The organism is Micromonospora sp. NPDC051296, assembly GCF_040682255.1.
Classification (GTDB): Bacteria; Actinomycetota; Actinomycetes; order Mycobacteriales; family Micromonosporaceae; genus Micromonospora; species Micromonospora craterilacus.
This window is the reverse complement of record NZ_JBFBAO010000057.1, coordinates 1-25,453: the sequence shown is the minus strand read 5'-3', so window position 1 is coordinate 25,453 and position 25,453 is coordinate 1. Positions and strand designations below refer to the sequence as shown.

Genomic DNA, 25,453 nt, shown 5'->3' with positions numbered 1-25,453 from the left:
CGACCTGGTTCTACTGGCGGCAGACCGGCAAGGGACCACGGGTGATCAAGCTCCCGAACGGTCAGCTACGGGTCCGCCGGTCGGCGCTCGGTCGGTGGCTCGGTGACCTGGAGCAGGACGCCGCATGAAGAGCTACGAGGTCCAGATCTGGGAGATCACCAAACGCGCCGACCGCAAGGCACGGCCCTGGCGGGTCCGCTGGGCAGTCAGCGGCCACCGCTTCGAGGACATGTTCCGTACCAAGGCCCTCGCGCACTCGTTCCGCGCCGAGCTGGTCCAGGCGGCCAACGCGGGGGAGCCCTTCGACCCAGCCACCGGCCGCCCGGTCTCCGAGGCCAGAACCAAAAACCCCACCACCTGGTACGCGCACAGTCGCGCGTACGTCGAGATGAAGTGGCCCCGAGCAGCGGCGAAGACCCGACGGTCGATCGTCGAAGCGCTCACCTCCATCACGGTGACCCTGACCCGTCCGGCCAGGCGGGGCCGACCGAATGACGCCCTGCTCCGTGAGGCGCTGTACCTCTACGGCCTCAACCCGCGCCGCTGGTCCGAGGAGATCCCGGCCGACCACGCGGCGGCGCTCGCCTGGCTCGAAACCGCGTCCATCCCCGTCGTCGAGCTGGACTCACCCGCGATGGTCCGCCGCGTCCTGGACAGCCTCTGCGTACGCCTCGACGGCAAGCCCGCGGCTGCCTCCACCGTCCAGCGCAAGCGCGCCACCTTCTACAACGCCCTCCGGTACGCCGTCGAGCTGGAGCTGATCGACTCCAACCCGGTCGACCGGGTGCAGTGGACCGCTCCGGAGGTTGCTCAGTCCATCGACCGCCGGGTGGTGGCAAGCCCGACCCAGGTCGCCGCGCTGCTGGAGGCGGTCAAATCTCTCGGCAAACGCGCCGACAAGGTCACCGCGTTCTTCGGCTGCCTCTACTACGCAGGCATGCGCCCCTCCGAGGCCGCCGACCTCCGGCGCGACGACTGCGACCTGTCCGGCCGGTGCGCCGACTGCGGTACCGACTTCGACGACATGGCGGCGGTCAAGCCCTCCAGGTCCTGCGACCACCAGAAGATCGAATACCGCTGGGGTCGCCTGGTCCTCGCCGGTACCTCCCCACGCGCCGGCTCCCACTGGACCGACGACGGCGGCTCCCACGAGCGGCGTGGCCTCAAGCACCGGGGGAGGGCCGAGACTCGTACGGTCCCAATCCCGCCCCGCCTCGTCGAGCTGCTCTGCGTGCACGTCGAGAATCACGGTGTTAGTCCGGATAGTCGCTTCTTCCGGGGACTGCACGGCGGCCCGCTCTCGGAGTCGGTCTACGACCGCTGGTGGAAGCTCGCCCGCGAGAGGGCGCTGACTGAATCGCAGATTGCCTCGCCGCTCGTCCGTCGGCCCTACGACCTGCGTCACGCGGCGGCTTCGCTCTGGCTGAATGCCGGCGTCGCACCGACCGAGGTCGCCCGGCGCCTGGGCCACGGCGTCGCCGTACTGCTCCGCGTCTACGCCAACTGCATTGATGGGGGAGACGACACGATCAACGACAAGATCGGCGATGCGCTCGGATGATGCTTTTCAGTGCCATCATCGATCCTGTGGCAAGGAGTCGTGAGCGCCGGCGGAGGGTCGTGAGCGCCTTCGTCACAGCAGGTGCCACCTGGACAGCGGCGTCTGCTGGGTTCGCGGAGGCACCGTCGCGGTTCCAACTGGTCATGTCGATCATTGCTGCTGCCCTCACGGGCGGCATGGTGGCCTTCGGTCCCAACGCCTTGGTGTCGCTGGCCGACCTAAAAAAATTCCTCACTTGCAAAGATACCTTTGTGTTCCAGCCGTGCGCCTGGGCGCCAGGAGCCTCTCAAAAAACCATGAAGCTCAGGTTGGGACTGTAAGACCGCTCGTTGTGGGCGTGGGCAGATGGTGGGCAGACGGACCCATTAGTCTTGGACCGAGAAGAGAAGTGCCAGCTCAGGACCACTGACCGGTGCAAGATCGCGGACGCCCTGTAAATCCGTCGCGAAAGCTACAGAGGTTCGAATCCTCTACCCGCCACCAGGTGCGACAACGGCCCCTGACCAGCAGAAATGCTGATCAGGGGCAGAAGTCGTTAGTCCCGCTGAATCCGACCCGGGACCGTTCGCTGATCGTGTCGCATACGTTCTGCCGCCCTTGCGCTGAGTGGCGACCGAGCGTCTCGTGGCCTGGCCGCCGAGTGTCCGAGATCTTCTTCATCGCCCTCCGTGTCGTGTGTCCGCCACTCTGGTGAGTGTTTGACCGTTGACCGACTGGCGGGTAGCGGCAAGAGTGGTAGTGCGGCGTGTACATGGCCTGCCAGGTTCGAGGGCCTCCGGCCCGATACTGGCAAATCGCATGCCTTGTCGTTTTGGGCATCCTCAGATGCTCAGTGGGGACGTGACTGGGACCTTCGATCGTCGAAGACGGCAGGTCGCACGTACGGGGACCGGGGATGCCCGTTCGCCCGCTTTTCCGGCTGCTCTGGCTGTGGCACGATCGGCGTACCCGTCGCTACACCCCCCGAAGGCAGGAGTACTCCCGATGTCTCGTCGAAGGAGTGGCCGTGTGCTTGCCGCAATCGCGGCAACCGCCTTGCTCGCTGCGGTGAGTGCTGCCGTGGCCGGATTCGGCGAGGTGCAGCTCATCGGTTTCGGTGGGGAAACTGCCCCGCTCACGGCCAACGGCGTTGAGTGGGGCGCTCCCGCGCCGGACGTTGTGGTCGCATCAAACGCGCGCTGACCAGGCGGCACTCGGCGAACCGGTGAGGGGGCCTTTGCGTGCCGGCTAGAGAGGCACCACGCCGTCCAGTCGCGACCGCCTGGCTGATCACCGCACCCCTCGCGGGTTTGGCCGTGGCCAGCATCGCCATCCTGGCCTTTTCCGCGGAACTCGGCGAGCGGGATGTGCTCCTGGCGGCGCTCCTGCTGGTCGTGATGGTCGTGGCGGGCATCCCCACCCTGAATTTCGTCGTCCGACGGCAGGCCGCCGTTGTCACCCTCACCGAGATACCGCTGGTCCTCGCGTTCTACAGCCTCAGCCCACTGCTGGTCGTGATGATCGCCACCATGGCGGCGATCATCACACAGACCTACCGTCGCTACCCGCCGCCGAAGCTGTGGTTCAACGTGGCGAGGGACGCCGCCGGCGTCTCAGTAGCGGGGCTTGTCGTGGCGGTGGCCCCGCCGTTGAACGGGGTCGGCCCTGGCACTTGGGCAATCCTGTTTGCCGCGATCACGGCGAACAGCCTGATCAGCCTGGCCGCGGTGGTTGGCGTGATCACGCTGCTGCAGGGCTGGCAGGGTTCCCGGGAGACGGCGGGTACGGCCGCCCAGGTTTTCCTCACCCTTGCGCTGAACGTTGTGGTCGGCCTGCTCATCCTGATCACCTTGGCCAGTACCCTGTGGTCGATCCTGCTGCTTGGCGCGATCACCATCGCGGGCGTGCTGCTATACCGGTCCTACTCGCGCTTCCTTCGGCAGCACCGCACCCTCGGCGACATGTACGAGCTGACCCGCGCGATGGCCAGTGCCGGCGCGGAGGGGAACCTCGCTGACATCCTGCTGGGCCGGATCCGCGCCCTGATGCAGGCCGAGTACGCCACCCTCTGGCTACCGGCCCAGGGCCGCCATCCGGAGGTGCTGCTCACCGCCCGGCTGGACGACCGCGGCCTGCTCGATGTGGCGCAGACACCCGGGGTGGTCCGTCAGCGCACTCTGGAATCCGGCCAGACGCTTGCCGCCGGGCGGCTGCTCGGCGGTGACCCGGCACTGCGCCGTGAGCTGACCCGGCAGCAGGTCAAAGACGTGATCGCCGTTCCGCTGCGCTCCGGCCAGGTGGTCATCGGGACGGTCGAGGTGGTGAACCGGCTCAGCGACGTGGGGCACTTCGCTCCGGTCGACGTGCCGATCCTCGAGACGGTCGCGGCGCACGCCGCGGTGGCGCTGGAGAATTCCCGGCTGGTCGACCGGCTGCGGCATGACGCGTACCACGACGGGCTCACCAAGCTGCCCAACCGCCGTCGGATCCTCGGCGCGCTGGCCGAGGCGGTCCGGATCCGGGCCCCCGGCGAGGTGGTCGCGCTGCTGCTCTTCGACGTCGACCGGCTGCGTCAGGTCAACGAATCTCTCGGCCACGCCGCAGGGGACAAGGTGCTGGTGGAGGTGGCCGACCGGTTACGCGGATGCGTGCCGTCGGCCGCGCTGGTCGGTCGGGTTGGCGGGGACGAGTTCCTGGTGACGCTGCGGCTGGAGAGCGTCGAGGCGGCGGTCGAACTCGCCGGCCAACTGCGGGAGCAGATCCGCGACGAGATGGTCTTCGACGCTCTCACGCTGGACGTGGACACCGCCGTCGGGGTCGTCGTACACCCGGATCACGGCAGCGACCCAGCGACCCTGCTGCAGCGGGTGGACATGGCGGCGACGGCGGCGAAGTCGGTACCGGGCAGCGTGCAGCTGTACAGCCCGGCGTTGGAGTCCCGGTCGCTACGCCGGCTGGGGCTCGCCAGCGACCTGCGCACCGCCCTCGACAACGGCGAGCTGGAGATCTACTACCAGCCCAAGGTGACGCTGCGGGAGCGCCGGCTGGTCGGGGTGGAGTGCCTGGCCCGCTGGGAACACCCGACCCACGGCACGGTCGCTCCGGAGGACTTCGTCGCGGTGGCCGAGCACACCGGCCAGCTCGGTCGGCTCACCGAGTTCGTGCTCCGGGAGGGGTTGCGGCACAGCCGGGACTGGGCGCACGGCGGCCAGTCACTCGCCGTCGCGGTCAACCTCTCCGCGCGTACGTTCACCGACCAGCACTTCCCGGAGCGGGTACGCGAGCTGCTGGACGAGTACGGTGTCCCGCCGCAGTTGCTGACGCTGGAGATCACCGAGGCCGGGGTGCTGGACGGCACCGAGCGGCCGATCCCGACCCTGCGCCGTCTGCGCGACCTCGGGGTACGCCTGTCGGTGGACGACTTCGGCACCGGCAGTTCCTCGCTGGCCCACCTGCGCCGGCTGCCGGTGCACGAGGTGAAGGTCGACCACTCCTTCGTGCAGGGGATGGCGACCGACCCGGGGGACCTGGCGATCGTCAACGCCGTGGTCACCCTCTCCCAGCAGTTCGGTCTGACCGTGGTGGCCGAGGGCGTCGAGAGCGAGCTGACCCTGGAACTGCTGCAGGACATCGGCTGCGAGATCGGCCAGGGGTTCCTGTTCAGCCGCCCGCTGCCGTATGAGCGGCTGGAAGCCTGGTTCGGCGCCCAGGTCGACCCGGAGTCGATCTCCGAAAGCGAGCTTCCGCGCCTGCGCGTGGTGCCCTGACCTGGGCGTACGCGCCACGGGGGTATCCGATTTCACCGGCACGGCAGGGCCGTGTAGTCTTACCTCTGCGCGGCCACCGAGTGATCGCGCAGGCCCCCTTAGCTCAGTCGGCAGAGCGTCTCCATGGTAAGGAGAAGGTCTACGGTTCGATTCCGTAAGGGGGCTCAGAGGGTCCGGCTGGGCCCACCGCGGCGGTGTAGCTCAGATGGCAGAGCAAGCGGCTCATAATCGCTGTGTCGCCGGTTCAAGTCCGGCCACCGCTACTCTCGTCTGCCGGGGCGCTCCTGGTGGTCGGTGGGACGGGCGCCACAGGCGCCCGCTTTGCATGTCCGCGCTGGCAGCGTGTAGGCTGTAGCGCCGTAGTTGTATCCGTTAGCGAGGAAGGCACTCCGCCGTGGCGAAGGCGACCGATGTCCGGCCGAAGATCACTTTGGCGTGTGTGGAGTGCAAGGAGCGCAACTACATCACGCGCAAGAACCGCCGTAACGACCCGGACCGCATCGAGCTGAAGAAGTTCTGCCCCCGGGACGGGCGGCACACCGTTCACCGCGAAACGCGCTGAATCCTCTCCGGGCCGTTCGGCCCGGCTGCGTACGTACGACGATCGCCGGTCCCTGTGGACGGCGCGGCCTTCGGGTCCGTGGCCGACCGCGAGGGATCGGCGATCGTGTTCTGCGTGTAGGTTCGCGGCATGCCCCTGGACCACTCCTTTGTCGGCCGGAGCTACCCGCCGACCGCCCCCTATCAGGTGGGCCGCGAGAAGATCCGTGAGTTCGCGGCCGCGATCGGTGCGACCGATCCCGCCCACCACGATCCGGAGGCCGCCCGCGCGCTGGGCCACCCGGACGTGGTCGCGCCGCCGACCTTCGCCGTGGTGCTCACCATGGCCGCCAGCCGTCAGCTGATCGAGGACCCGGCCCTCGGGGTCGACTACAGCCGGGTTGTCCACGGCGACCAGCGGTTCGCGTACACCCGGCCGGTGGTGGCCGGCGACGAGCTGGTCTGCGTCAACACTGTCGAGGACATCACCAGCCGCGGCGGACACGAGTTCCTGACCACCCGGACCGACGTCCGCACCACCGCCGGCGAGCCGGTGGTCGCGGTCTGGTCCAAGATCGTCGTACGCGGGGAGGCCTGACGTGGAGCTGCCCACCCAGACGTTCCGGGTGACCCGGGCGGACCTGGTCCGCTACGCCGGCGCCTCGGGCGACTTCAACCCGATCCACTGGAGCGACCGGATCGCCACGAAGGTCGGCCTGCCCGGCGTGATCGCCCACGGCATGTTCACCATGGCGCTGGTCGGCCGGGCCGTCACCGCCTGGGCCGGCGCGCCCGACGCGGTGGTCGAGTACGGCGTGCGGTTCACCCGCCCGGTGGTCGTACCCGACGACGAAGAGGGCACCGAGATCGTGGTGACCGCGGTGGTCCGCGAGGTGACCGAGGACGGCCTGACCAGGCTCGACGTCACCGCCACCTGCCTCGGTGAGAAGGTGCTCTCGCAGGCGCGGGCAACCGTGCGGACGGCGGCTTGACCGGCGCCGCGCGGCGCGATGGGTAGACCGGTTGGGAAAGTCGGGTCGGTACCCGTACACTGGTCCGCCGTGGGGCAAGTGACCCCTGCATGGTCGTGTGGCCGGGCAGGGTGAGCGTTGCCGCACAGGGGTGTAGCTCAATTGGCAGAGCAGCGGTCTCCAAAACCGCAGGCTGCAGGTTCAAGTCCTGTCACCCCTGCGCCTCAGGCCTGACTGTTCCGTGGGTCGCGCCGCCTTTCGGTGGCGCCCGGCCCGTGGTGGTGGCATTGGCGGAAGGTTCCGAGGCATCGGGCCCTCCGGTTGATCCGCCGGCCGCGGCCCGTCCCGGGACGGTTGGTCCGGCCGGCGTGACCAAGCGCCGCGCACGCGCACCGCGTGCGACACCGACATCCCGCGACGGAGGGCGAAGTGGCCGACAACAAGCGGCGCGGCGAGGACGCCGACGACGACCGCCTGAACGATGAGGTCGTCAGTGACGGCGCCGACGACGACGCCACCGACGCGGAGGAGCCGGTTTCCCGGGGCGGCACCGCCACCCGGGAACGGGCCAAGGCGGAGACCGCCGGCAAGGTGGGGCTGTTCGGCCGTATCGCGCGTTTCTTCCGCGAGGTCGTGGCGGAACTGCGTAAGGTCATCTGGCCGACCCGCAAGGAGCTGCTGACCTACACGGCCGTGGTGATCGCGTTCGTCGCGGTGATGCTGACGATCGTGGCCGTCCTCGACTTCGCCTTCGCCAAGGGCGTGCTGTGGGTCTTCGGCAACCCCAGCTGACCGGCTGACTGTGCCGATAGTGACGGAAGTGAGCGAGCGTGCCTGAGTACGACGAGACCGCCGAGACCTCGGACGAGCAGCAGTCCACGGTGGCGACGGCGGCTGGTGACGAGTCGGTCGAGGCCGTCAGCGAGCCGGAGTTCGCCATGACGGAGCCCGCGCCCGACGAGGACTTCGACCCGGTCGCGGAGCTGCGGCAGAAGCTGCGCTACGCGCCGGGTGACTGGTACGTGGTGCACTCGTACGCCGGCTACGAGAACAAGGTCAAGACCAACCTCGAGACCCGGATCACGTCCCTCGACATGGAGGACTACATCTACCAGGTCGAGGTGCCGACCCGGGAAGAGGTCGAGGTCAAGAACGGCAAGCGTTCCCAGGTGCAGGCCAAGGTCTTCCCGGGCTACATCCTGGTCCGGATGGAGCTGACCGCGGAGTCCTACTCCTGCGTACGCAACACGCCGGGAGTCACCGGCTTCGTGGGTGCCACGGACCGGGCCGACCGCCCGGCGCCGCTGAGCCTCGATGAGGTGCTGAAGTGGCTGGCGCCGGCTGTCGAGACCGAGCAGAAGAAGGCCAAGCCCGAGGTCAAGGTCCTCGACTTCGAGGTCGGCGACTCGGTGACGGTCACCGACGGTGCCTTCGCCTCGCTGCCGGCCACGATTAGCGAGATCAACGCCGACCAGCAGAAGCTCAAGGTGCTGGTGTCGATTTTCGGCCGCGAGACGCCGGTGGAGCTGAACTTCAATCAGGTCGCCAAGATCTGACCCGCCGACCGCTGGCGGCGGCGGGAATCCGTCGCCGGCGGTCGCCATCGGGTGTCGGTTCGCCTGGCCGGCCAACCTCCGTGGGCGGGTGCCAGCCGGCCTGCGCTACCCTAGAACGTCGCCGCCGCCGCACCCGCGCTGACCGTGCGCGCCCGACGGCGGTGTCGGTGCGAACCTTTCCCAGTTCCAAGCCCCAGGAAGAGACATGCCTCCGAAGAAGAAGCTCGTCAAGACGTTCACGCTTCAGCTGCCGGCGGGCCAGGCCACTCCGGCGCCGCCGGTTGGCCCCGCGCTCGGTCAGCACGGCGTGAACATCATGGAGTTCTGCAAGTCGTACAACGCGCAGACCGAGTCCCAGCGGGGCGACATCGTCCCCGCCGAGATCAGCGTGTACGAGGACCGCTCCTTCACCTTCGTGCTGAAGACCCCGCCCGCTGCCCGGCTGCTGATCAAGGCTGCCGGTGTGCAGAAGGGCTCGGGCGTCCCGCACACGCAGAAGGTCGGCTCGGTGACCCGCGCCCAGCTGCGCGAGATCGCTGAGAAGAAGATGGCCGACCTCAACGCCAACGACGTTGAGCAGGCTGAGAAGATCATCGCCGGCACCGCCCGGTCGATGGGTCTGACCGTCACCGACTGACCTCGGCCAACAGCGACCGTACGGATCGTGGGAGGGCGCGCGAGGATCGCGGCCCGCCAGAGACCACAGGAGTAGACAGAACATGCAGCGCAGCAAGAGCTACCGCAAGGCCGCCGAGGCCATCGACCGGTCCAAGCTCTACACCCCCGCCGAGGCCGTCAAGCTGGCCAAGGGGAGCACCACCGCCAAGTTCGACGCCACGGTCGAGGTCGCGATGCGCCTCGGCGTCGACCCCCGCAAGGCGGACCAGATGGTCCGCGGCACGGTCAACCTGCCGCACGGCACCGGTAAGACCGCCCGCGTGATCGTCTTCGCCGCCGGCGCGAAGGCCGAGGAGGCCGTCGCCGCCGGAGCGGACGAGGTGGGCACGGACGAGTTGGTCGCCCGGATCCAGGGTGGCTGGCTGGACTTCGACGCGGCGATCGCCACGCCGGACCAGATGGCCAAGATCGGCCGGATCGCGCGGATCCTGGGCCCGCGCGGTCTCATGCCGAACCCGAAGACCGGCACGGTGACCATGGACGTCACCAAGGCGGTCTCCGACATCAAGGGCGGCAAGATCACCTTCCGGGTGGACAAGCACTCGAACCTGCACCTGATCATCGGCAAGGCCTCGTTCTCGGAGGCCCAGCTGGTGGACAACTACGCGGCCGTCCTCGACGAGGTGCTGCGGGCCAAGCCGTCCGCGGCGAAGGGCAAGTACCTCAAGAAGGTCACCCTCACCACCACCATGGGCCCGGGCGTTCCGGTCGACCCGAACCTGGTGAAGAACCTTTCGGAGGGCTCGGCCGAGGGCTGAGCACGATCCCGCGACGGGGCCCCGCCACATCGTGGCGGGGCCCCGTCCGTGTGTCGGGTGTTGCGCGCTGGCTGGCGCGCTTTCCGGCCCGGCCGCCGTGTCGCTGACGGGGTGGGCGCTGGCCCGGGCCGCGGTGGCGCTGGCTGGTCACGTCCGGGCCCGCCGCTGGCGGGGCTGAGGGCGACACGGCGAGGGTGAGCGGGCGCACTCCGGGGGCGATTTGGCGGTTACTGCAAGTGTCGCGTAGCCTTGGCTGCGAAGTACCACCCAGAGACCGCTGGTCACCGTGCCTCGGCACGGTCGAAGGTCCCGCGATGACGGGCGACCCGCGCAGGGCGGCAAGCGAAACTTGGCAGCATCCTGCGGTCCGCCGACCGTGGTGATCCCGCCGGCCTCGCCCCGTGCGCCCTGCGCCGGGGCTTTTCTGTTGCCGCGATGCCTCCGCTCCCGTCACAGGCACTCGCCTGCGACGGTGACCAGCCTCGAGCAACGAGAGAGGAGGGACATGGCGGACAAGCCGATCCGGGCCGACAAGGCCACGGCCGTCGCCGAGCTGACCGAGAGCTTCCGCGCCGCTGGTGCCACCGTGCTGACCGAGTACCGCGGTCTGACGGTTTCCCAGCTCACCCAGCTGCGGCGCTCGCTCGGCAAGGAGACCAGCTACACGGTCGCCAAGAACACGCTGGCCAAGCGTGCTGCGGCGGACGCGGGCATCTCCGGCCTCGACGAGCTGTTCACCGGTCCTACCGCGCTGACTTTCGTTTCGGGCGACGTCGTCGAGGCGGCGAAGGGGCTTCGCGACTTCGCGAAGGCCAACCCGAAGCTCGTCATCAAGGGCGGCGTCTTCGAGGGCAAGGCCATTTCCGCGGCCGAGGTCACGAAGCTCGCCGACCTGGAGTCCCGCGAGGTGCTGCTGGCCAAGCTGGCCGGCGCGATGAAGGGCAACCTGAGCAAGGCCGCGGCCCTGTTCCAGGCCCCGCTGTCGAAGACCGCCCGCCTGGCGGCCGCACTGCAGGACAAGCGCGAGAAGGAGGGCGCCGAGGCGGCCTGAGGCCCCGAGGCGCACCCACGTTCTTAGGTAAATCTTTTAGGAAAGGACGCCAGATATGGCGAAGCTCAGCACCGACGAGCTGCTCGACGCGTTCAAGGAGATGACGCTGATCGAGCTCTCCGAGTTCGTGAAGCAGTTCGAGGAGACCTTCGAGGTCACCGCCGCCGCTCCGGCCGCGATGATGATGGCGGGCCCGGCCGCCGGCGGTGCCGCCGCCGAGGCCGAGCCGGAGAAGGACGAGTTCGACGTCGTTCTCGACGCCGACGGTGGCAAGAAGATCCAGGTCATCAAGGTCGTGCGTGAGCTGACCGGCCTGGGCCTCAAGGAGGCCAAGGACCTGGTCGAGGCCGCACCGAAGGCGGTCCTGGAGAAGGTCAACAAGGAGACCGCCGACAAGGCCAAGGCCAAGCTCGAGGGCGAGGGCGCCAAGGTCACCCTCAAGTGACCTGAGCACCACCTGGCCGTCCCGGTGTACGTGAGCCGGGGCACACCACGTCGCGGCGGGCGGCGATCCGACACGGATCGCCGTCCGCCGTGCTCGTGGCGCGGTGGGCGAGTGGGCTTGAGCAGGGGCGTCGCCGGCCGGCGTCCGGCCCGGTGCGGGCCCCGCAGCCTCGCCCGTCGGTGGGAAAGAGCACCGGATGAGGCTGCCGGCCCTTGACGCGGCCCTGGGCTGCCAGGCACGCTGACATCAGCAAGACCTTCCGCGCTTGCGACGGCCACCGCACGGGTAGTGAAGGGGCAGCACCACTCGCCCGCAGACACCCGAGCGGCCCGGCGGGAACGTTGCGTTCCGAGCGGCCCGGTGCGACCCGGTCAAGGGTCCCGAGGCTCGTTCCGCAACTTCCTGCGGGGTGGGCTGGACAGCGGTTAGCCTCTCGGCTACACTGCTAGTTTGCGCTGCCTTCCGACTTGACCCCTGCTCGGAAATGTCCGTTTGTGGATATTTTCTGGTGGGGTCATTGGAGTGCACGCGTACCAGCCGTTCTGCAGCACCGGTCCTCGGAAGGACGCATCTTGGCAGCTTCCCGCCCTGCGAAGACCAGTCGTACGTCGAGCGCATTCGCTCCCCGCCGAGTTTCCTTCGGTCGGATCACCGAACACCTCGAGGTCCCCAACCTCCTCGCCATTCAGAACGAGTCCTTCGACTGGCTCGTCGGCAACGAGGGTTGGCAGGGCCGGTCGGCGGACGACCCGCACGCACGCTCGGGTCTCGCGGAGATCCTCGACGAGATCAGTCCCATTGAGGACTTCTCCGGCACGATGTCGCTTTCCTTCTCGGCGCCGCGCTTCGACGAGGTCAAGGCCTCGATCGAGGAGTGCAAGGAGAAGGACCTCACCTACTGTGCGCCGCTGTTCGTGACCGCGGAGTTCACCAACAACACCACTGGCGAGATCAAGAGCCAGACGGTGTTCATGGGTGACTTCCCGATGATGACGCCGAAGGGCACCTTCATCATCAACGGCACCGAGCGTGTGGTGGTCAGCCAGCTCGTCCGCTCGCCGGGCGTCTACTTCGACAAGCAGCCGGACAAGACCTCCGACCGCGACCTCTCCAGCGTCAAGGTGATCCCGAGTCGGGGTGCCTGGCTGGAGTTCGACATCGACAAGCGCGACACGGTCGGCGTCCGCATCGACCGCAAGCGCCGGCAGGCCGTCACGGTGCTGCTCAAGGCCATCGGATGGTCGGCCGAGCGGATCCGTGAGAAGTTCGGCTGGTCCGAGCTGATGATGACCACGCTCGAGAAGGACCACATCGCCGGCCAGGACGAGGCGCTACTCGACATCTACCGGAAGTTGCGCCCTGGCGAGCCGCCGACCCGCGAGAACGCCCAGACCCTGCTCGACAACCTCTTCTTCAACCCGAAGCGGTACGACGTCGCCAAGGTCGGGCGGTACAAGTTCAACAAGAAGCTCGAAGTCGGTGTGCCGATCACCACGGGCACGCTGACCGAGGACGACATCGTCGCCACCGTGGAGTACCTCTGCCGGCTGCATGCCGGTGAGGAGGGCTACGAGGCCGACGACATCGACCACTTCGGCAACCGGCGGCTGCGTACCGTGGGCGAGCTGATCCAGAACCAGGTTCGGGTCGGCCTGTCCCGGATGGAGCGGGTCGTCCGCGAGCGGATGACCACCCAGGACGTCGAGGCGATCACGCCGCAGACCCTGATCAACATCCGCCCGGTGGTGGCCGCGATCCGGGAGTTCTTCGGCACCTCGCAGCTGTCCCAGTTCATGGACCAGACCAACCCGCTGGCGGGCCTGACCCACCGGCGCCGGCTGAGCGCGCTCGGCCCGGGTGGTCTGTCCCGGGAGCGGGCCGGCTTCGAGGTCCGCGACGTGCACCCGTCCCACTACGGACGGATGTGCCCGATCGAGACGCCGGAAGGCCCGAACATCGGTCTGATCGGCGCGCTGTCCACCTTCGCCCGGGTCAACCCGTTCGGCTTCATCGAGACGCCGTACCGGAAGGTCGTCGACGGTCGGGTCACCGACCAGATCGACTACCTGACCGCGGACGAGGAGGACCGGTTCGTCAAGGCGCAGGCCAACGCGCCGTTGAAGGCCGACGGCACGTTCGCCGAGGATCGCGTCCTGGTCCGTCGTAAGGGCGGCGAGACCGAGGATGTCGCGCCGGGCGCCGTGGACTACATGGACGTGTCGCCGCGGCAGATGACCTCGGTCGCGACCGCGATGATCCCGTTCCTGGAGCACGACGACGCGAACCGGGCCCTGATGGGCGCGAACATGCAGCGTCAGGCGGTGCCGCTGGTCAAGGCCGAGTCGCCGCTCGTCGGCACCGGCATGGAGTACCGTGCCGCGGTCGACGCCGGTGACGTGGTGGTCGCCGAGGTCGGCGGCGTGGTCGAGGACCTCTGCGCCGACTACATCACCGTGCACCAGGACGACGGCCACCGCCGGACGTACCTGCTGCACAAGTTCCGCCGCTCCAACGCCGGCTCCTGCGTCAACCAGAAGCCGGTGGTCTTCGAGGGCGACCGGGTCGAGGCCGGCCAGGTCATCGCCGACGGTCCGTGCACCGACGACGGCGAGATGGCGCTCGGACGCAACCTGCTGGTGGCGTTCATGTGCTGGGAGGGCCACAACTACGAGGACGCGATCATCCTGTCGCAGCGCCTCGTGCAGCAGGACGTGCTCACCTCGATCCACATCGAGGAGCACGAGGTCGACGCGCGGGACACCAAGCTCGGCCCGGAGGAGATCACCCGCGACATCCCGAACGTCAGCGAGGAGATGCTCGCCGACCTCGACGAGCGCGGCATCATCCGGATCGGCGCCGAGGTCGTCCCCGGCGACATCCTGGTCGGCAAGGTCACGCCGAAGGGCGAGACCGAGCTGACCCCGGAGGAGCGGCTGCTTCGCGCGATCTTCGGTGAGAAGGCGCGCGAGGTCCGGGACACCTCGCTGAAGGTGCCGCACGGTGAGACCGGCACGGTCATCGGCGTGCGTACCTTCTCCCGGGAGGACGGCGACGAGCTGCCGCCGGGGGTCAACGAGCTGGTCCGGGTGTACGTCGCCCAGAAGCGGAAGATCCAGGACGGTGACAAGCTCGCCGGCCGCCACGGCAACAAGGGTGTCATCTCCAAGATCCTGCCGGTCGAGGACATGCCGTTCCTGGAGGACGGCACCCCGGTCGACATCGTGCTCAACCCGCTGGGTGTGCCGAGCCGGATGAACATCGGCCAGGTGCTGGAGACCCACCTGGGCTGGGTGGCGAAGACGGGGTGGAAGGTCGAGGGCGACGACGCCGACTGGAAGCGTCAGCTCCAGGGGATCGGTGCGGACACCTCCGAGCCGGACACCAACGTGGCCACTCCGGTCTTCGACGGTGCCCGCGAGGAGGAGATCTCCGGTCTGCTCGCGTCGACCCTGCCTAACCGGGACGGCAAGCAGCTGATCGGTGCCAGCGGCAAGGCGCAGTTGTTCGACGGTCGCTCCGGCGAGCCGCTGCCCGACCCGATCGCCGTCGGCTACATCTACATCCTGAAGCTCAACCACCTGGTCGACGACAAGATCCACGCCCGGTCGACCGGTCCGTACTCGATGATCACTCAGCAGCCGCTGGGTGGTAAGGCGCAGTTCGGTGGCCAGCGCTTCGGTGAGATGGAGTGCTGGGCGATGCAGGCCTATGGTGCCGCGTACGCCCTGCAGGAGCTGCTGACGATCAAGTCCGACGACGTTCTCGGCCGGGTGAAGGTCTACGAGGCCATCGTCAAGGGCGAGAACATCCCGGAGCCGGGCATCCCGGAGTCGTTCAAGGTGCTGCTCAAGGAGCTGCAGTCGCTGTGCCTCAACGTCGAGGTGCTGTCCAGCGACGGTGTGGCCCTGGAGATGCGCGAGACCGACGACGAGGTGTTCCGGGCCGCGGAGGAGCTGGGTATCGATCTGTCCCGGCGCGAGCCGAGCTCGGTCGAGGAAGTGTGACGTTGAGGTTCCGGGGCGGGGCTTTCCCCATGCGGGTCGCCCCGTCCCGGAGCCAGACTCGGTCAGCTGCTAGCGCAACAAGCGACGTGTGAGGGAATTGAACGTGCTCGACGTCAACTTTTTCGACGAGTTGCGAATTGGGCTGGCGACCGCCGACGACATCCGTCAGTGGTCGCACGGCGAGGTCAAGAAGCCCGAGACGATCAACTACCGCACCCTCAAGCCGGAGAAGGACGGGCTCTTCTGCGAGAAGATCTTCGGTCCGCAGCGGGACTGGGAGTGCTACTGCGGTAAGTACAAGCGGGTCCGGTTCAAGGGCATCATCTGCGAGCGCTGCGGCGTCGAGGTGACCCGCTCGAAGGTCCGCCGTGAGCGGATGGGCCACATCGAGCTCGCCGCCCCGGTGACCCACATCTGGTACTTCAAGGGCGTGCCGAGCCGGCTGGGCTACCTGCTGGACCTCGCCCCGAAGGATCTCGAAAAGATCATCTACTTCGCCTCGTACGTCGTGACGAGCGTTGACGCCGAGGCGCGTCACCGTGACCTCTCGACGATCGAGAACGAGCTCCTGGCCGAGAAGCGGCAGTCGGAGAACAGCCGCGACTCGGAGATCGAGAAGCGGGCCGCCAAGCTGGAGGCCGACCTGGCCGAGCTGGAGGCCGAGGGCGCGAAGGCGGACGTCCGGCGCAAGGTCAAGGAGGGCGGAGAGCGCGAGATGCGCCAGATCCGCGACCGGGCCCAGCGCGAGATCGACCGCCTGGACGAGGTGCTCGACACCTTCCGCAAGCTGGACTCGAAGCAGCTGGTCACCGACGAGCTGCTCTACCGCGAGCTGCGGGACCGGTTCGGCGAGTACTTCACCGGTGGCATGGGCGCCGAGGCGATCAAGGCCCTGGTGCAGAACATGGACCTCGACGCCGAGGCGGAGAGCCTCCGGGAGACCATCCGTACCGGCAAGGGCCAGCGGAAGATCCGCGCGCTCAAGCGACTCAAGGTCGTGGCGGCGTTCCAGAACACCCGCAACTCGCCGCTCGGCATGGTGCTGGACTGCGTCCCGGTCATCCCGCCAGACCTGCGCCCGATGGTGCAGCTTGACGGTGGCCGCTTCGCGACCAGCGACCTGAACGACCTGTACCGCCGGGTGATCAATCGGAACAACCGGCTCAAGCGGCTGATCGACCTCGGCGCGCCCGAGATCATCGTCAACAACGAGAAGCGGATGCTGCAGGAGGCCGTCGACGCGCTGTTCGACAACGGCCGCCGCGGCCGGCCGGTCACCGGCCCGGGTAACCGTCCGCTGAAGTCGCTGTCCGACATGCTCAAGGGCAAGCAGGGCCGGTTCCGCCAGAACCTGCTGGGCAAGCGCGTCGACTACTCCGGCCGTTCGGTCATCGTGGTCGGCCCGAAGCTCAAGCTGCACCAGTGCGGCCTGCCCAAGCAGATGGCGCTGGAGCTGTTCAAGCCGTTCGTGATGAAGCGGCTGGTCGACCTCAACCACGCGCAGAACATCAAGTCCGCCAAGCGGATGGTCGAGCGGCAGCGGCCGGTCGTGTGGGACGTGCTGGAAGAGGTCATCGGCGAGCACCCGGTGCTGCTCAACCGGGCGCCGACCCTGCACCGACTGGGCATCCAGGCCTTCGAGCCGCAGCTGGTCGAGGGCAAGGCCATCCAGATCCACCCGCTGGTCTGTACCGCGTTCAACGCCGACTTCGACGGTGACCAGATGGCGGTGCACGTGCCGCTGTCCGCCGAGGCCCAGGCCGAGGCGCGGATCCTGATGCTGTCGTCGAACAACATCCTCAAGCCGGCCGACGGCAAGCCGGTCACCATGCCCACCCAGGACATGGTCATCGGGCTCTACCACCTCACCCACCTCACCCCCGGTGAGCGCGGGGAAGGTCGCGCGTTCAGCTCGGACGCCGAGGCGCGGATGGCGTACGACAACGGCGAGCTGCACCTGCAGGCGCCGGTCAAGATCCGACTGCGCGACGTCGTGGAGGTCGACAACGGTGCCGGCGCTCAGCCGTGGACCGGCCCCGAGGGCTGGGTTCCGGGCGAGCCGCTGACCGTGGAGACCACCCTCGGCCGGGTGCTGTTCAACGAGACCCTGCCGCAGGGCTACCGGTTCGTGAACTACGAGATCCGCAAGGGCCAGCTCTCCGCGATCGTCAACGATCTCGCCGAGCGGTTCCCGAAGGTGGCCCTCGCGGCCACCCTTGACGGGCTCAAGGAGGCCGGTTTCCACTGGGCCACCTGGTCCGGCGTGACCATCGGCATGGAGGACGTCATCGCTCCGCCGCGCAAGCGGGAGATCCTGGAGCGATACGAGAAGGAAGCCGACCGGATCGACAAGCAGTACCAGCGTGGTCTGATGACCGCCGAGGAGCGCCGCGGCGAACTCATCGAGATCTGGACCAAGGCGACCAACGAGGTCGCCAAGGAGATGGACACCGCGCTGCCGCAGGAGAACCCGCTGTGGAAGATGATCAACTCGGGTGCCCGCGGTAACCTGCTCCAGCTCCGGCAGATCGCGGCGATCCGTGGTCTGGTGGCCAACCCGAAGGGCGAGATCATCCCGCGGCCGATCAAGGCCAGCTACCGGGAGGGTCTGTCCGTGCTGGAGTACTTCATCTCCACGCACGGTGCCCGCAAGGGTCTCGCGGACACCGCCCTGCGTACCGCCGACTCGGGTTACCTGACCCGGCGTCTGGTGGACGTCTCGCAGGACGTCATCATCCGCGAGGAAGACTGCGGCACCGACCGGGCCATCCCGATGCAGGTGGGCCAGCAGCTCGACGGCAAGCTCGTGGTGCACGAGCACGCCGAGACGAGCGTGCACGCCCGTACCCTCGCCGACGACATCAAGGGGCCGGACGGCACCGTTGTCGCCGAGCGGGGCGCGGACATCAACTCGATCCTGGTCGACAAGATCGTCGAAGCCGGGGTCGAGACCGTCCGGGTGCGCAGCGTGCTCACCTGCGAGTCGAAGCTGGGCGTCTGCGGTGCGTGCTACGGCCGCTCGCTGCCGACCGGCAAGATCGTGGACGTCGGCGAGGCGGTCGGCATCATCGCCGCCCAGTCGATCGGTGAGCCGGGCACGCAGCTGACGATGCGTACCTTCCACACCGGTGGTGTCGCGGGTGAGGACATCACCCAGGGTCTGCCGCGTGTCCAGGAGATCTTCGAGGCCCGGATCCCGAAGGGCAAGGCGCCGATCGCCGACACCCCCGGCCGGATCCGGATCGAGGACGGCGAGCGGTCCCGCAAGATCGTCGTGGTCCCGGACGACGGCAGCGAGGAGATCGTCTACGACAAGATCTCGAAGCGGGTCCGGCTGCGGGCGCACGACGGCGACCACGTCGAGGTCGGCGAGAAGCTCACCGAGGGCACCATCGACCCGCACGAGCTGCTGCGCATCCTCGGTCCGCGTTCGGTCCAGGTCCACCTGACCCAGGAGGTCCAGGAGGTCTACCGGTCCCAGGGTGTGCTCATCCACGACAAGCACATCGAGATCATCATCCGCCAGATGCTCAAGCGGGTGACGGTCATCGACTCCGGCTCGACCGAGTTCCTGCCGGGTGTGCTGGTCGACCGGGCGCTGTTCGAGTCGGAGAACCGCCGGCTCGTCTCCGAGGGCGGCGAGCCCGCGGCGGGTCGTCCGGTGCTGATGGGTATCACCAAGGCCTCGCTGGCCACCGACTCCTGGCTCTCGGCGGCCTCCTTCCAGGAGACCACCCGGGTGCTGACCGACGCCGCGATCAACTCGCGCAGCGACTCGCTGGTCGGGCTCAAGGAGAACGTGATCATCGGTAAGCTCATCCCGGCCGGTACCGGCATCAGCAAGTACCGCAACGTCCGGGTCGAGCCGACCGAGGAGGCGAAGGCCAAGGTCTACTCGATGACCGGCTACCCGGAGACCGACTACGGTTTCGGGCCGGCCAGTGGCCAGGCGGTTCCGCTGGACGACTTCGATTTCGGGTCGTACCGCTAGACCGCGCGGTGACATGAGAAGGCCCCCGGCAGTTTGCCGGGGGCCTTCTCGCGTCCGCGACACGGGCCGCGGTGGTCGGCTGGGGGAGCGGACCGCCGGGGCCGGTCGGGCGGGCCTTGCCCATGGGTGCGGCACGTGCCGTCGCCGGCAGGGGCATCATGTGGCTATGACGATCGCACCCGGATCGGCGCCCGCCGCGCCGGCACCGCGTCACCCGCTCGACCCGGATCCGGTCCGGGCGACCAAGGCCAGGGCGGTCTTCGCGCTGGGACTGATGGCCGCGTTGACCGGCTTGCTGATCGGTGGGGTGGTGCCGGCCACGGTGGCGCTGCAACTGGCCCGGCAGGCGCGCCGGGAGGCGTACGCCTCGGGGGGGTTTCTCACCGGCGCGGCCTGGCTGCGTCGCGGCGAGCGGCTGGCCTGGACGGGCCTGGTGCTGGTCGCGGTCAGCCTGGTGGCGCTCCTGGTGATCGGGGTGGTCCGGCTCGCCGAGGCGCCGTACGGGCAGGACTTCGCGCCGCACGTCGACTGACCCGTGCGGGGACAGCCCCTCGCGCCGGGCGTCGAGGCACTGACGGGCGAAGGTAGCCTGACCGTTGTCCGTCGCGCGGCGGTGGACGCGGCCGATGAGGAGGATCCCGTGACGGAACCGGCGCGCCCCGAGGGCGGCGAGGCCGCTCAGCCCACCGCGGGGCGCCCGGACGCCGACGCGGCGGAGTCGGACGGGTGGGCGCGGCCCGGATCCGAGCCACCGACCACTGCCACTGGATACCCGCCGCCGCTGTCCGGCCCCGGCCCGGCAGCCGCCTCGCCGGCGTCGCCCGCCGGGCTACCGGCACCCGCCCCCTCCGCACCCCCCGGGCCAGTGGCACCCGCCGCGCCTGCGGTGCCGCCCGGCCCGCCAGCCTTCGGTCCGCCGTCGGCCGCGTCTCCGGTGTTCCCGGGCCCGCCGACCTTCGGTCCGCCTCATGCCGCGGCTCCGGTGTCCGCGGCGACCCCGCCGGCCTTCGATCCGCAGCCGGGCCTGCGACCTGCGGTACCCCCGGGCGCGCCGACCTTCGGGACACCCCCGGGCCCGCCGGCCTTCGGTGCACCGCCGCCCCCGCTGGCCTTCGGGGCACCCCCACCAACTTTCGGGGCGCCCTCGGGCCCGCCGGCCTTCGGGCCGCCGGTGGGCTGGAATGCCGGCCCTGGCTGGGGAGGGCCGGCGTCCGCGCCCGCACCACCCCAGGACCGTCCCCGGCCACCCAAACTGGTGGAGCCGGTGCCGGGGACCCCGTTCGCGGTGGTGCACCTCGACGTGCCGCCGGTCACCTCGGGCCTGGCGGTCGGCTCGCTGGTGGCCGGTATCACCTCGATCCTGGTGTCGATCCTGGTCTTCTGCTTCGGCGCGGTCGGGGGAGGGGCCAACGGTGCCTGGGCCGCCGGCGCATTCGCCACGCTGGGCAGCCTGACCGGCGCGGGTGCGGTGGTGGCCGGCCTGCTCGGCGTGCGGCAGATCCGGCGGCCGGCGCCTCCGCCGGCGGTCCGGTTCACCGGCCGTGGTCTGGCGATCGCCGGGATCAGCTGTGGTGGGGCCGGGCTCGTGCTCAGCCTGCTGGGTCTGGGGTTGGCGCTCCTGCTTGCCCTGACCTGACCCGACCTGCAGTGGGCTGGTGAGCCCTGCCCGGGGCAACCGGGCCAGGTTCCGGCGGAGCCGGTACACTTGTGTCCGTAGGTGCCCATCACGGGCGGGTGGTGTGACGGGTCCTGGCCGGGCGAGCAGCGCGCAGTCCGGCGGGTCTCTCGTTTTGACCTGCGCGGCTGTGGTAGGTACTCTTTCCCCTTGTGCCCGGGCGTGCCCGGGCAACTCGTGCGTGCGCTGGATCCGGCGATCCGGTTTCCGGACGGCGACACGACTGAGCCAGAAGACCCGGCGTGCGGCTCCGTGCGCCGGTGACAAAACCCCGGCCCCCACGCGTGAGCGTCGGAACCGGGACCGTGAGCTGGGCGACACGCCCGACCGCGGGTGCCGGGACCGCCGCAAGGTGGCTCTGGTCGGAATGTAGGAGAGCCGATCATCAGGTCGGCTACGGCAGACGGTGCGGTCGCGACAGCGGCCGAAGGGAGCGGAGAAACCCGGTGCCCACGATCCAGCAGCTGGTCCGAAAGGGCCGCCAGGCAAAGACGAGTAAGACCAAGACCCCGGCGCTGAAGGGGTCCCCTCAGCGGCGCGGCGTGTGCACCCGCGTGTACACCACCACCCCCAAGAAGCCGAACTCGGCGCTGCGCAAGGTCGCTCGCGTCAAGCTCAGCAGCCAGGTCGAGGTGACCGCCTACATCCCGGGCGTCGGCCACAACCTGCAGGAGCACTCGATCGTGCTCGTCCGTGGCGGCCGGGTGAAGGACCTCCCCGGCGTGCGTTACAAGATCGTTCGCGGTTCGCTGGACACCCAGGGTGTCCGCAACCGCAAGCAGGCGCGCAGCCGCTACGGCGCGAAGAAGGAGAAGAGCTGACATGCCGCGTAAGGGACCCGCTCCGCGGAAGCCGCTGGTCGCTGACCCGGTGTACAACTCGCCGTTGGTCACCCAGCTGGTGAACAAGATCCTGCTGCGCGGCAAGCGCCAGCTCGCCGAGCGCATCGTGTACGCCGCCCTGGAGGGCTGCCGCGAGAAGTCCGGCACCGACCCGGTCGTCACGCTCAAGCGGGCGATGGACAACGTCAAGCCGACCCTCGAGGTCCGCAGCCGCCGTGTCGGTGGCGCGACCTACCAGGTGCCGGTCGAGGTCCGTCCGGCCCGGGCGACCACCCTCGGTCTGCGCTGGCTGGTGACGTACTCCAAGGCTCGTCGTGAGAAGACGATGGTCGAGCGGCTGATGAACGAGCTGCTGGACGCGAGCAACGGCCTCGGTGCCGCCGTCAAGCGGCGCGAGGACACGCACAAGATGGCCGAGTCCAACAAGGCCTTCGCGCACTACCGCTGGTAACACCCTGGTCCCGGCGCCTTCCGGTGCCGGGACCGCCACCAGTTGTGTCGGGACGACGATAAGTAGGGATTGAAGTGGCCGCCGCAGACGCGCTCGCCAACGTACGCAACATCGGCATCATGGCGCACATCGATGCCGGTAAGACCACTACCACCGAGCGAATCCTGTTCTACACCGGCATCACGTACAAGATCGGTGAGGTCCACGAGGGCGCCGCCGTCATGGACTGGATGGAGCAGGAGCAGGAGCGCGGTATCACCATCACTTCCGCCGCCACGAAGTGCGAGTGGAAGGGCCACACGATCCAGATCATCGACACGCCCGGCCACGTCGACTTCACGGTCGAGGTGGAGCGGTCGCTGCGGGTGCTGGATGGTGCGGTCGCGGTCTACGACGGCGTGGCCGGCGTGGAGCCGCAGACGGAGAACGTCTGGCGCCAGGCGGACAAGTACAACGTCCCCCGGATGTGCTTCGTCAACAAGCTCGACCGGACCGGTGCCGACTTCTTCCGCTGCGTGCAGATGATGATCGACCGGCTGAACGCCACCCCGCTGGTGCTCCAGATCCCGATCGGGCTTGAGGGCGACCACATCGGCGTCGTCGACCTGATCGGCATGCGCGCCCTCACCTGGCGCGGGGAGACCCAGAAGGGTGAGGACTACGCGATCGAGGAGATCCCGGCCGACCTGGCCGACTCCGCGGCCGAGTGGCGCGAGAAGCTGATGGAGACGCTGGCCGACGTCGACGACTCGGTGATGGAGAAGTACCTGGAGGGCGAGGAGATCTCCGTCGAGGAGATCAAGGCCGCCATCCGGCGGGCCACCATCGCCAGCAAGGCCAACCCGGTGCTCTGCGGCTCGGCGTTCAAGAACAAGGGCGTCCAGCCGATGCTCGACGCCGTCGTCGACTTCCTGCCGTCGCCGCTGGACATCCCGGCGATCGAGGGTACGGCGACCGATGGCGAGACGCCGCTGCAGCGCAAGCCGTCTACCTCGGAGCCGTTCGCCGGCCTGGCGTTCAAGATCCAGACCGACAAGCACCTCGGCAAGCTCACCTATGTCCGGGTCTACTCCGGCGTGGTCGAGTCCGGGTCTCAGGTGGTCAACTCCACCAAGGACCGCAAGGAGCGGATCGGCAAGATCTACCAGATGCACGCCAACAAGCGGGAGGAGCGCAGCTCCGCCAAGGCTGGCGACATCATCGCGGTGCAGGGTCTCAAGCAGACCACCACCGGTGACACCCTGTGCGACCCGGCGAACCCGGTCATCCTGGAGTCGATGACCTTCCCGGAGCCGGTCATCGAGGTCGCCATCGAGCCGAAGACCAAGGCCGACCAGGAGAAGCTCAGCACCGCCATCCAGCGGCTGGCCGAGGAGGACCCGACCTTCCGCGTCAAGCTGGACGAGGAGACCGGTCAGACGGTCATCTCCGGCATGGGCGAGCTGCACCTGGACATCCTGGTCGACCGGATGCGCCGCGAGTTCAACGTCGAGGCGAACATCGGTAAGCCGCAGGTGGCGTACCGCGAGACGATCCGCCGCAAGGTGGAGAAGATCGAGTACACCCACAAGAAGCAGACCGGTGGTTCCGGCCAGTACGCCCGGGTGATCGTGAGCCTGGAGCCGCTGCCGCTGGACAACGACTCGCCGACCTACGAGTTCGCGAACGCCGTCACCGGTGGTCGCATCCCCCGGGAGTTCATCCCGTCGGTGGACGCGGGCGCCCAGGACGCCATGCAGTACGGCATTCTCGCCGGCTTCCCGCTGGTGGGTGTCAAGCTGACGCTGCTGGACGGCCAGTACCACGAGGTCGACTCGTCCGAAATGGCATTCAAGATCGCCGGTTCGATGGTGATGAAGGAGGCGGCCCGCAAGGCCGACCCCGCACTCCTCGAGCCGATGATGGCCGTTGAAGTCACCACTCCGGAGGAGAACATGGGTGACGTCATCGGCGACCTCAACTCCCGCCGCGGCATCATCCAGGCGATGGAGGAGCGCAGTGGCGCCCGCATCGTCCGGGCCCTGGTGCCGTTGTCGGAGATGTTCGGCTACGTCGGCGACCTGCGGTCGAAGACCCAGGGCCGGGCTAGCTACAGCATGCAGTTCGACTCCTACGCCGAGGTTCCGGCCTCGGTGGCGAAGGAGATCATCGCCAAGGCGACGGGTGAGTGACGCTCACCTGAGCTGATCCGTTGATCCGATGGTGGTCGCGGGAGGATTTCCCCGACCGCGACCACCTCGGTCGGATTGTGTGAATTCCGGGCCTGTAGGCTTCATCGCCGCAGAACCCACAAAGCTCTCCGGCCGTCAGGCCGGAAAGGCTGTCGACAGAGTCCTAAGCGCCGACCGGCGCACCGGGGCGAACGAACCAAGAAGTCCACAGGAGGACACCAGTGGCGAAGGCGAAGTTCGAGCGGACTAAGCCGCACGTCAACATCGGCACCATTGGTCACATCGACCACGGTAAGACGACGCTGACGGCGGCCATCACCAAGGTCCTGCACGACCAGTACCCGGACCTGAACCCGTACACGCCGTTCGACGAGATCGACAAGGCGCCGGAGGAGAAGGCCCGCGGCATCACGATCTCGATCGCGCACGTCGAGTACCAGACCGAGGCGCGGCACTACGCGCACGTCGACTGCCCCGGTCACGCCGACTACATCAAGAACATGATCACCGGTGCCGCCCAGATGGACGGCGCGATCCTGGTGGTCGCGGCGACCGACGGCCCGATGCCGCAGACCCGCGAGCACGTGCTGCTGGCCCGCCAGGTCGGCGTGCCGTACATCGTCGTGGCGCTGAACAAGAGCGACATGGTCGACGACGAGGAGCTCCTGGAGCTCGTCGAGCTCGAGGTCCGTGAGCTGCTCTCGGCGCAGGAGTACCCGGGCGACGACCTGCCGGTCGTTCGCGTCTCGGCGCTGAAGGCGCTCGAGGGCGACCCGGAGTGGACCGGCCGGCTCCTGGAGCTGATGAACGCCGTTGACACCGCGATCCCGCAGCCGGAGCGCGAGACCGAGAAGCCGTTCCTGATGCCGATCGAGGACGTCTTCACGATCACCGGCCGTGGCACCGTGGTCACCGGCCGCGCCGAGCGCGGCATCCTCAAGCCGAACGAGGAGGTGGAGATCGTCGGCATCCGCGAGAAGTCGATGAAGACCACCTGCACCGGCATCGAGATG

General features: G+C 68.6%; 20 protein-coding genes and 3 tRNA genes. All 23 read left to right on the top strand.

The annotated features are described in order from the left end of the window. Positions 1-124 precede the first annotated feature (124 nt). On the top strand, positions 125-1,561 hold the full coding sequence (locus AB0M52_RS09310) for a tyrosine-type recombinase/integrase (RefSeq protein ID WP_363951060.1): 1,437 nt from the start codon (positions 125-127) through the stop codon (positions 1,559-1,561). 59 nt (positions 1,562-1,620) lie between these two features. Next, a complete protein-coding gene (locus tag AB0M52_RS09305; RefSeq protein WP_363951058.1) occupies positions 1,621-1,881 on the top strand; it encodes a hypothetical protein in 261 nt (86 codons plus the stop codon). A gap of 900 nt (positions 1,882-2,781) precedes the next feature. After that, positions 2,782-5,307: a bifunctional diguanylate cyclase/phosphodiesterase gene (locus AB0M52_RS09300; RefSeq protein ID WP_363951055.1), complete on the top strand. Its 2,526-nt coding sequence runs from the start codon at positions 2,782-2,784 to the stop codon at positions 5,305-5,307. Positions 5,308-5,399: 92 nt separating this feature from the next. Next, positions 5,400-5,472: transfer RNA gene (locus AB0M52_RS09295), tRNA-Thr, on the top strand. A gap of 25 nt (positions 5,473-5,497) precedes the next feature. After that, a tRNA-Met gene (locus AB0M52_RS09290) sits at positions 5,498-5,570 on the top strand. Positions 5,571-5,701: 131 nt separating this feature from the next. Then, positions 5,702-5,869 carry a 50S ribosomal protein L33 gene (gene rpmG / locus AB0M52_RS09285; protein WP_007073056.1) on the top strand — a complete coding sequence of 56 codons (168 nt, stop codon included), beginning with the start codon at positions 5,702-5,704 and terminating at the stop codon, positions 5,867-5,869. A 129-nt stretch (positions 5,870-5,998) separates the two neighbouring features. Next, the gene (locus tag AB0M52_RS09280; protein WP_363951052.1) at positions 5,999-6,445 is read left to right on the top strand and encodes a MaoC family dehydratase N-terminal domain-containing protein; all 447 of its coding nucleotides are present in this window, start codon (positions 5,999-6,001) and stop codon (positions 6,443-6,445) included. A 1-nt stretch (position 6,446) separates the two neighbouring features. Continuing rightward, complete coding sequence (locus AB0M52_RS09275) at positions 6,447-6,839, top strand: MaoC family dehydratase (protein WP_111214364.1); 393 nt, start codon at positions 6,447-6,449, stop codon at positions 6,837-6,839. 126 nt (positions 6,840-6,965) lie between these two features. Continuing rightward, positions 6,966-7,038, top strand: a tRNA-Trp gene (locus tag AB0M52_RS09270). A 209-nt stretch (positions 7,039-7,247) separates the two neighbouring features. Next, complete coding sequence (gene secE, locus AB0M52_RS09265; RefSeq protein ID WP_363951049.1) at positions 7,248-7,610, top strand: preprotein translocase subunit SecE; 363 nt, start codon at positions 7,248-7,250, stop codon at positions 7,608-7,610. A gap of 38 nt (positions 7,611-7,648) precedes the next feature. Continuing rightward, positions 7,649-8,374: a transcription termination/antitermination protein NusG gene (nusG, locus tag AB0M52_RS09260; RefSeq protein WP_363951046.1), complete on the top strand. Its 726-nt coding sequence runs from the start codon at positions 7,649-7,651 to the stop codon at positions 8,372-8,374. Positions 8,375-8,579: 205 nt separating this feature from the next. After that, positions 8,580-9,011 (top strand): 50S ribosomal protein L11, encoded by a 432-nt coding sequence (rplK, locus tag AB0M52_RS09255; RefSeq protein ID WP_363951043.1) that lies wholly within the window; start codon positions 8,580-8,582, stop codon positions 9,009-9,011. Between the two features lie 82 nt (positions 9,012-9,093). Then, entirely contained in the window at positions 9,094-9,810 is a 717-nt protein-coding gene (rplA, locus tag AB0M52_RS09250; RefSeq protein WP_363951040.1) for a 50S ribosomal protein L1, read from the top strand. Positions 9,811-10,315: 505 nt separating this feature from the next. Then, a complete protein-coding gene (gene rplJ / locus AB0M52_RS09245; RefSeq protein ID WP_111214357.1) occupies positions 10,316-10,861 on the top strand; it encodes a 50S ribosomal protein L10 in 546 nt (181 codons plus the stop codon). Between the two features lie 55 nt (positions 10,862-10,916). Further along, positions 10,917-11,306, top strand: coding sequence for a 50S ribosomal protein L7/L12 (rplL, locus tag AB0M52_RS09240; RefSeq protein WP_111214356.1), 390 nt, complete (start codon positions 10,917-10,919; stop codon positions 11,304-11,306). 572 nt (positions 11,307-11,878) lie between these two features. After that, the gene (locus AB0M52_RS09235; RefSeq protein WP_363951037.1) at positions 11,879-15,310 is read left to right on the top strand and encodes a DNA-directed RNA polymerase subunit beta; all 3,432 of its coding nucleotides are present in this window, start codon (positions 11,879-11,881) and stop codon (positions 15,308-15,310) included. Between the two features lie 103 nt (positions 15,311-15,413). Further along, the gene (locus AB0M52_RS09230) at positions 15,414-19,301 is read left to right on the top strand and encodes a DNA-directed RNA polymerase subunit beta' (RefSeq protein WP_363951063.1); all 3,888 of its coding nucleotides are present in this window, start codon (positions 15,414-15,416) and stop codon (positions 19,299-19,301) included. A 166-nt stretch (positions 19,302-19,467) separates the two neighbouring features. Next, a complete protein-coding gene (locus AB0M52_RS09225; protein ID WP_363951035.1) occupies positions 19,468-19,833 on the top strand; it encodes a hypothetical protein in 366 nt (121 codons plus the stop codon). A 732-nt stretch (positions 19,834-20,565) separates the two neighbouring features. Continuing rightward, positions 20,566-20,937: a hypothetical protein gene (locus tag AB0M52_RS09220; protein ID WP_363951032.1), complete on the top strand. Its 372-nt coding sequence runs from the start codon at positions 20,566-20,568 to the stop codon at positions 20,935-20,937. A 485-nt stretch (positions 20,938-21,422) separates the two neighbouring features. After that, positions 21,423-21,797 (top strand): 30S ribosomal protein S12, encoded by a 375-nt coding sequence (gene rpsL, locus AB0M52_RS09215; protein ID WP_111215584.1) that lies wholly within the window; start codon positions 21,423-21,425, stop codon positions 21,795-21,797. A gap of 1 nt (position 21,798) precedes the next feature. Next, positions 21,799-22,269 (top strand): 30S ribosomal protein S7, encoded by a 471-nt coding sequence (gene rpsG, locus AB0M52_RS09210; RefSeq protein ID WP_091079418.1) that lies wholly within the window; start codon positions 21,799-21,801, stop codon positions 22,267-22,269. A 74-nt stretch (positions 22,270-22,343) separates the two neighbouring features. After that, positions 22,344-24,440 carry an elongation factor G gene (gene fusA, locus AB0M52_RS09205; RefSeq protein WP_363951028.1) on the top strand — a complete coding sequence of 699 codons (2,097 nt, stop codon included), beginning with the start codon at positions 22,344-22,346 and terminating at the stop codon, positions 24,438-24,440. 221 nt (positions 24,441-24,661) lie between these two features. After that, on the top strand, positions 24,662-25,453 hold a 792-nt coding region (locus tag AB0M52_RS09200; RefSeq protein WP_363951025.1), incomplete at its 3' end, for an elongation factor Tu.

Coding starts and splice junctions, on each gene's coding strand:
- rpsG (WP_091079418.1), top strand. CDS start 21,799: ATGCCGCGTAAGGGACCCGCTCCGCGGAAGCCGCTGGTCGCTGACCCG.
- AB0M52_RS09310 (WP_363951060.1), top strand. CDS start 125: ATGAAGAGCTACGAGGTCCAGATCTGGGAGATCACCAAACGCGCCGAC.
- rplL (WP_111214356.1), top strand. CDS start 10,917: ATGGCGAAGCTCAGCACCGACGAGCTGCTCGACGCGTTCAAGGAGATG.
- rplK (WP_363951043.1), top strand. CDS start 8,580: ATGCCTCCGAAGAAGAAGCTCGTCAAGACGTTCACGCTTCAGCTGCCG.
- rplA (WP_363951040.1), top strand. CDS start 9,094: ATGCAGCGCAGCAAGAGCTACCGCAAGGCCGCCGAGGCCATCGACCGG.
- AB0M52_RS09225 (WP_363951035.1), top strand. CDS start 19,468: ATGACGATCGCACCCGGATCGGCGCCCGCCGCGCCGGCACCGCGTCAC.
- rplJ (WP_111214357.1), top strand. CDS start 10,316: ATGGCGGACAAGCCGATCCGGGCCGACAAGGCCACGGCCGTCGCCGAG.
- AB0M52_RS09280 (WP_363951052.1), top strand. CDS start 5,999: ATGCCCCTGGACCACTCCTTTGTCGGCCGGAGCTACCCGCCGACCGCC.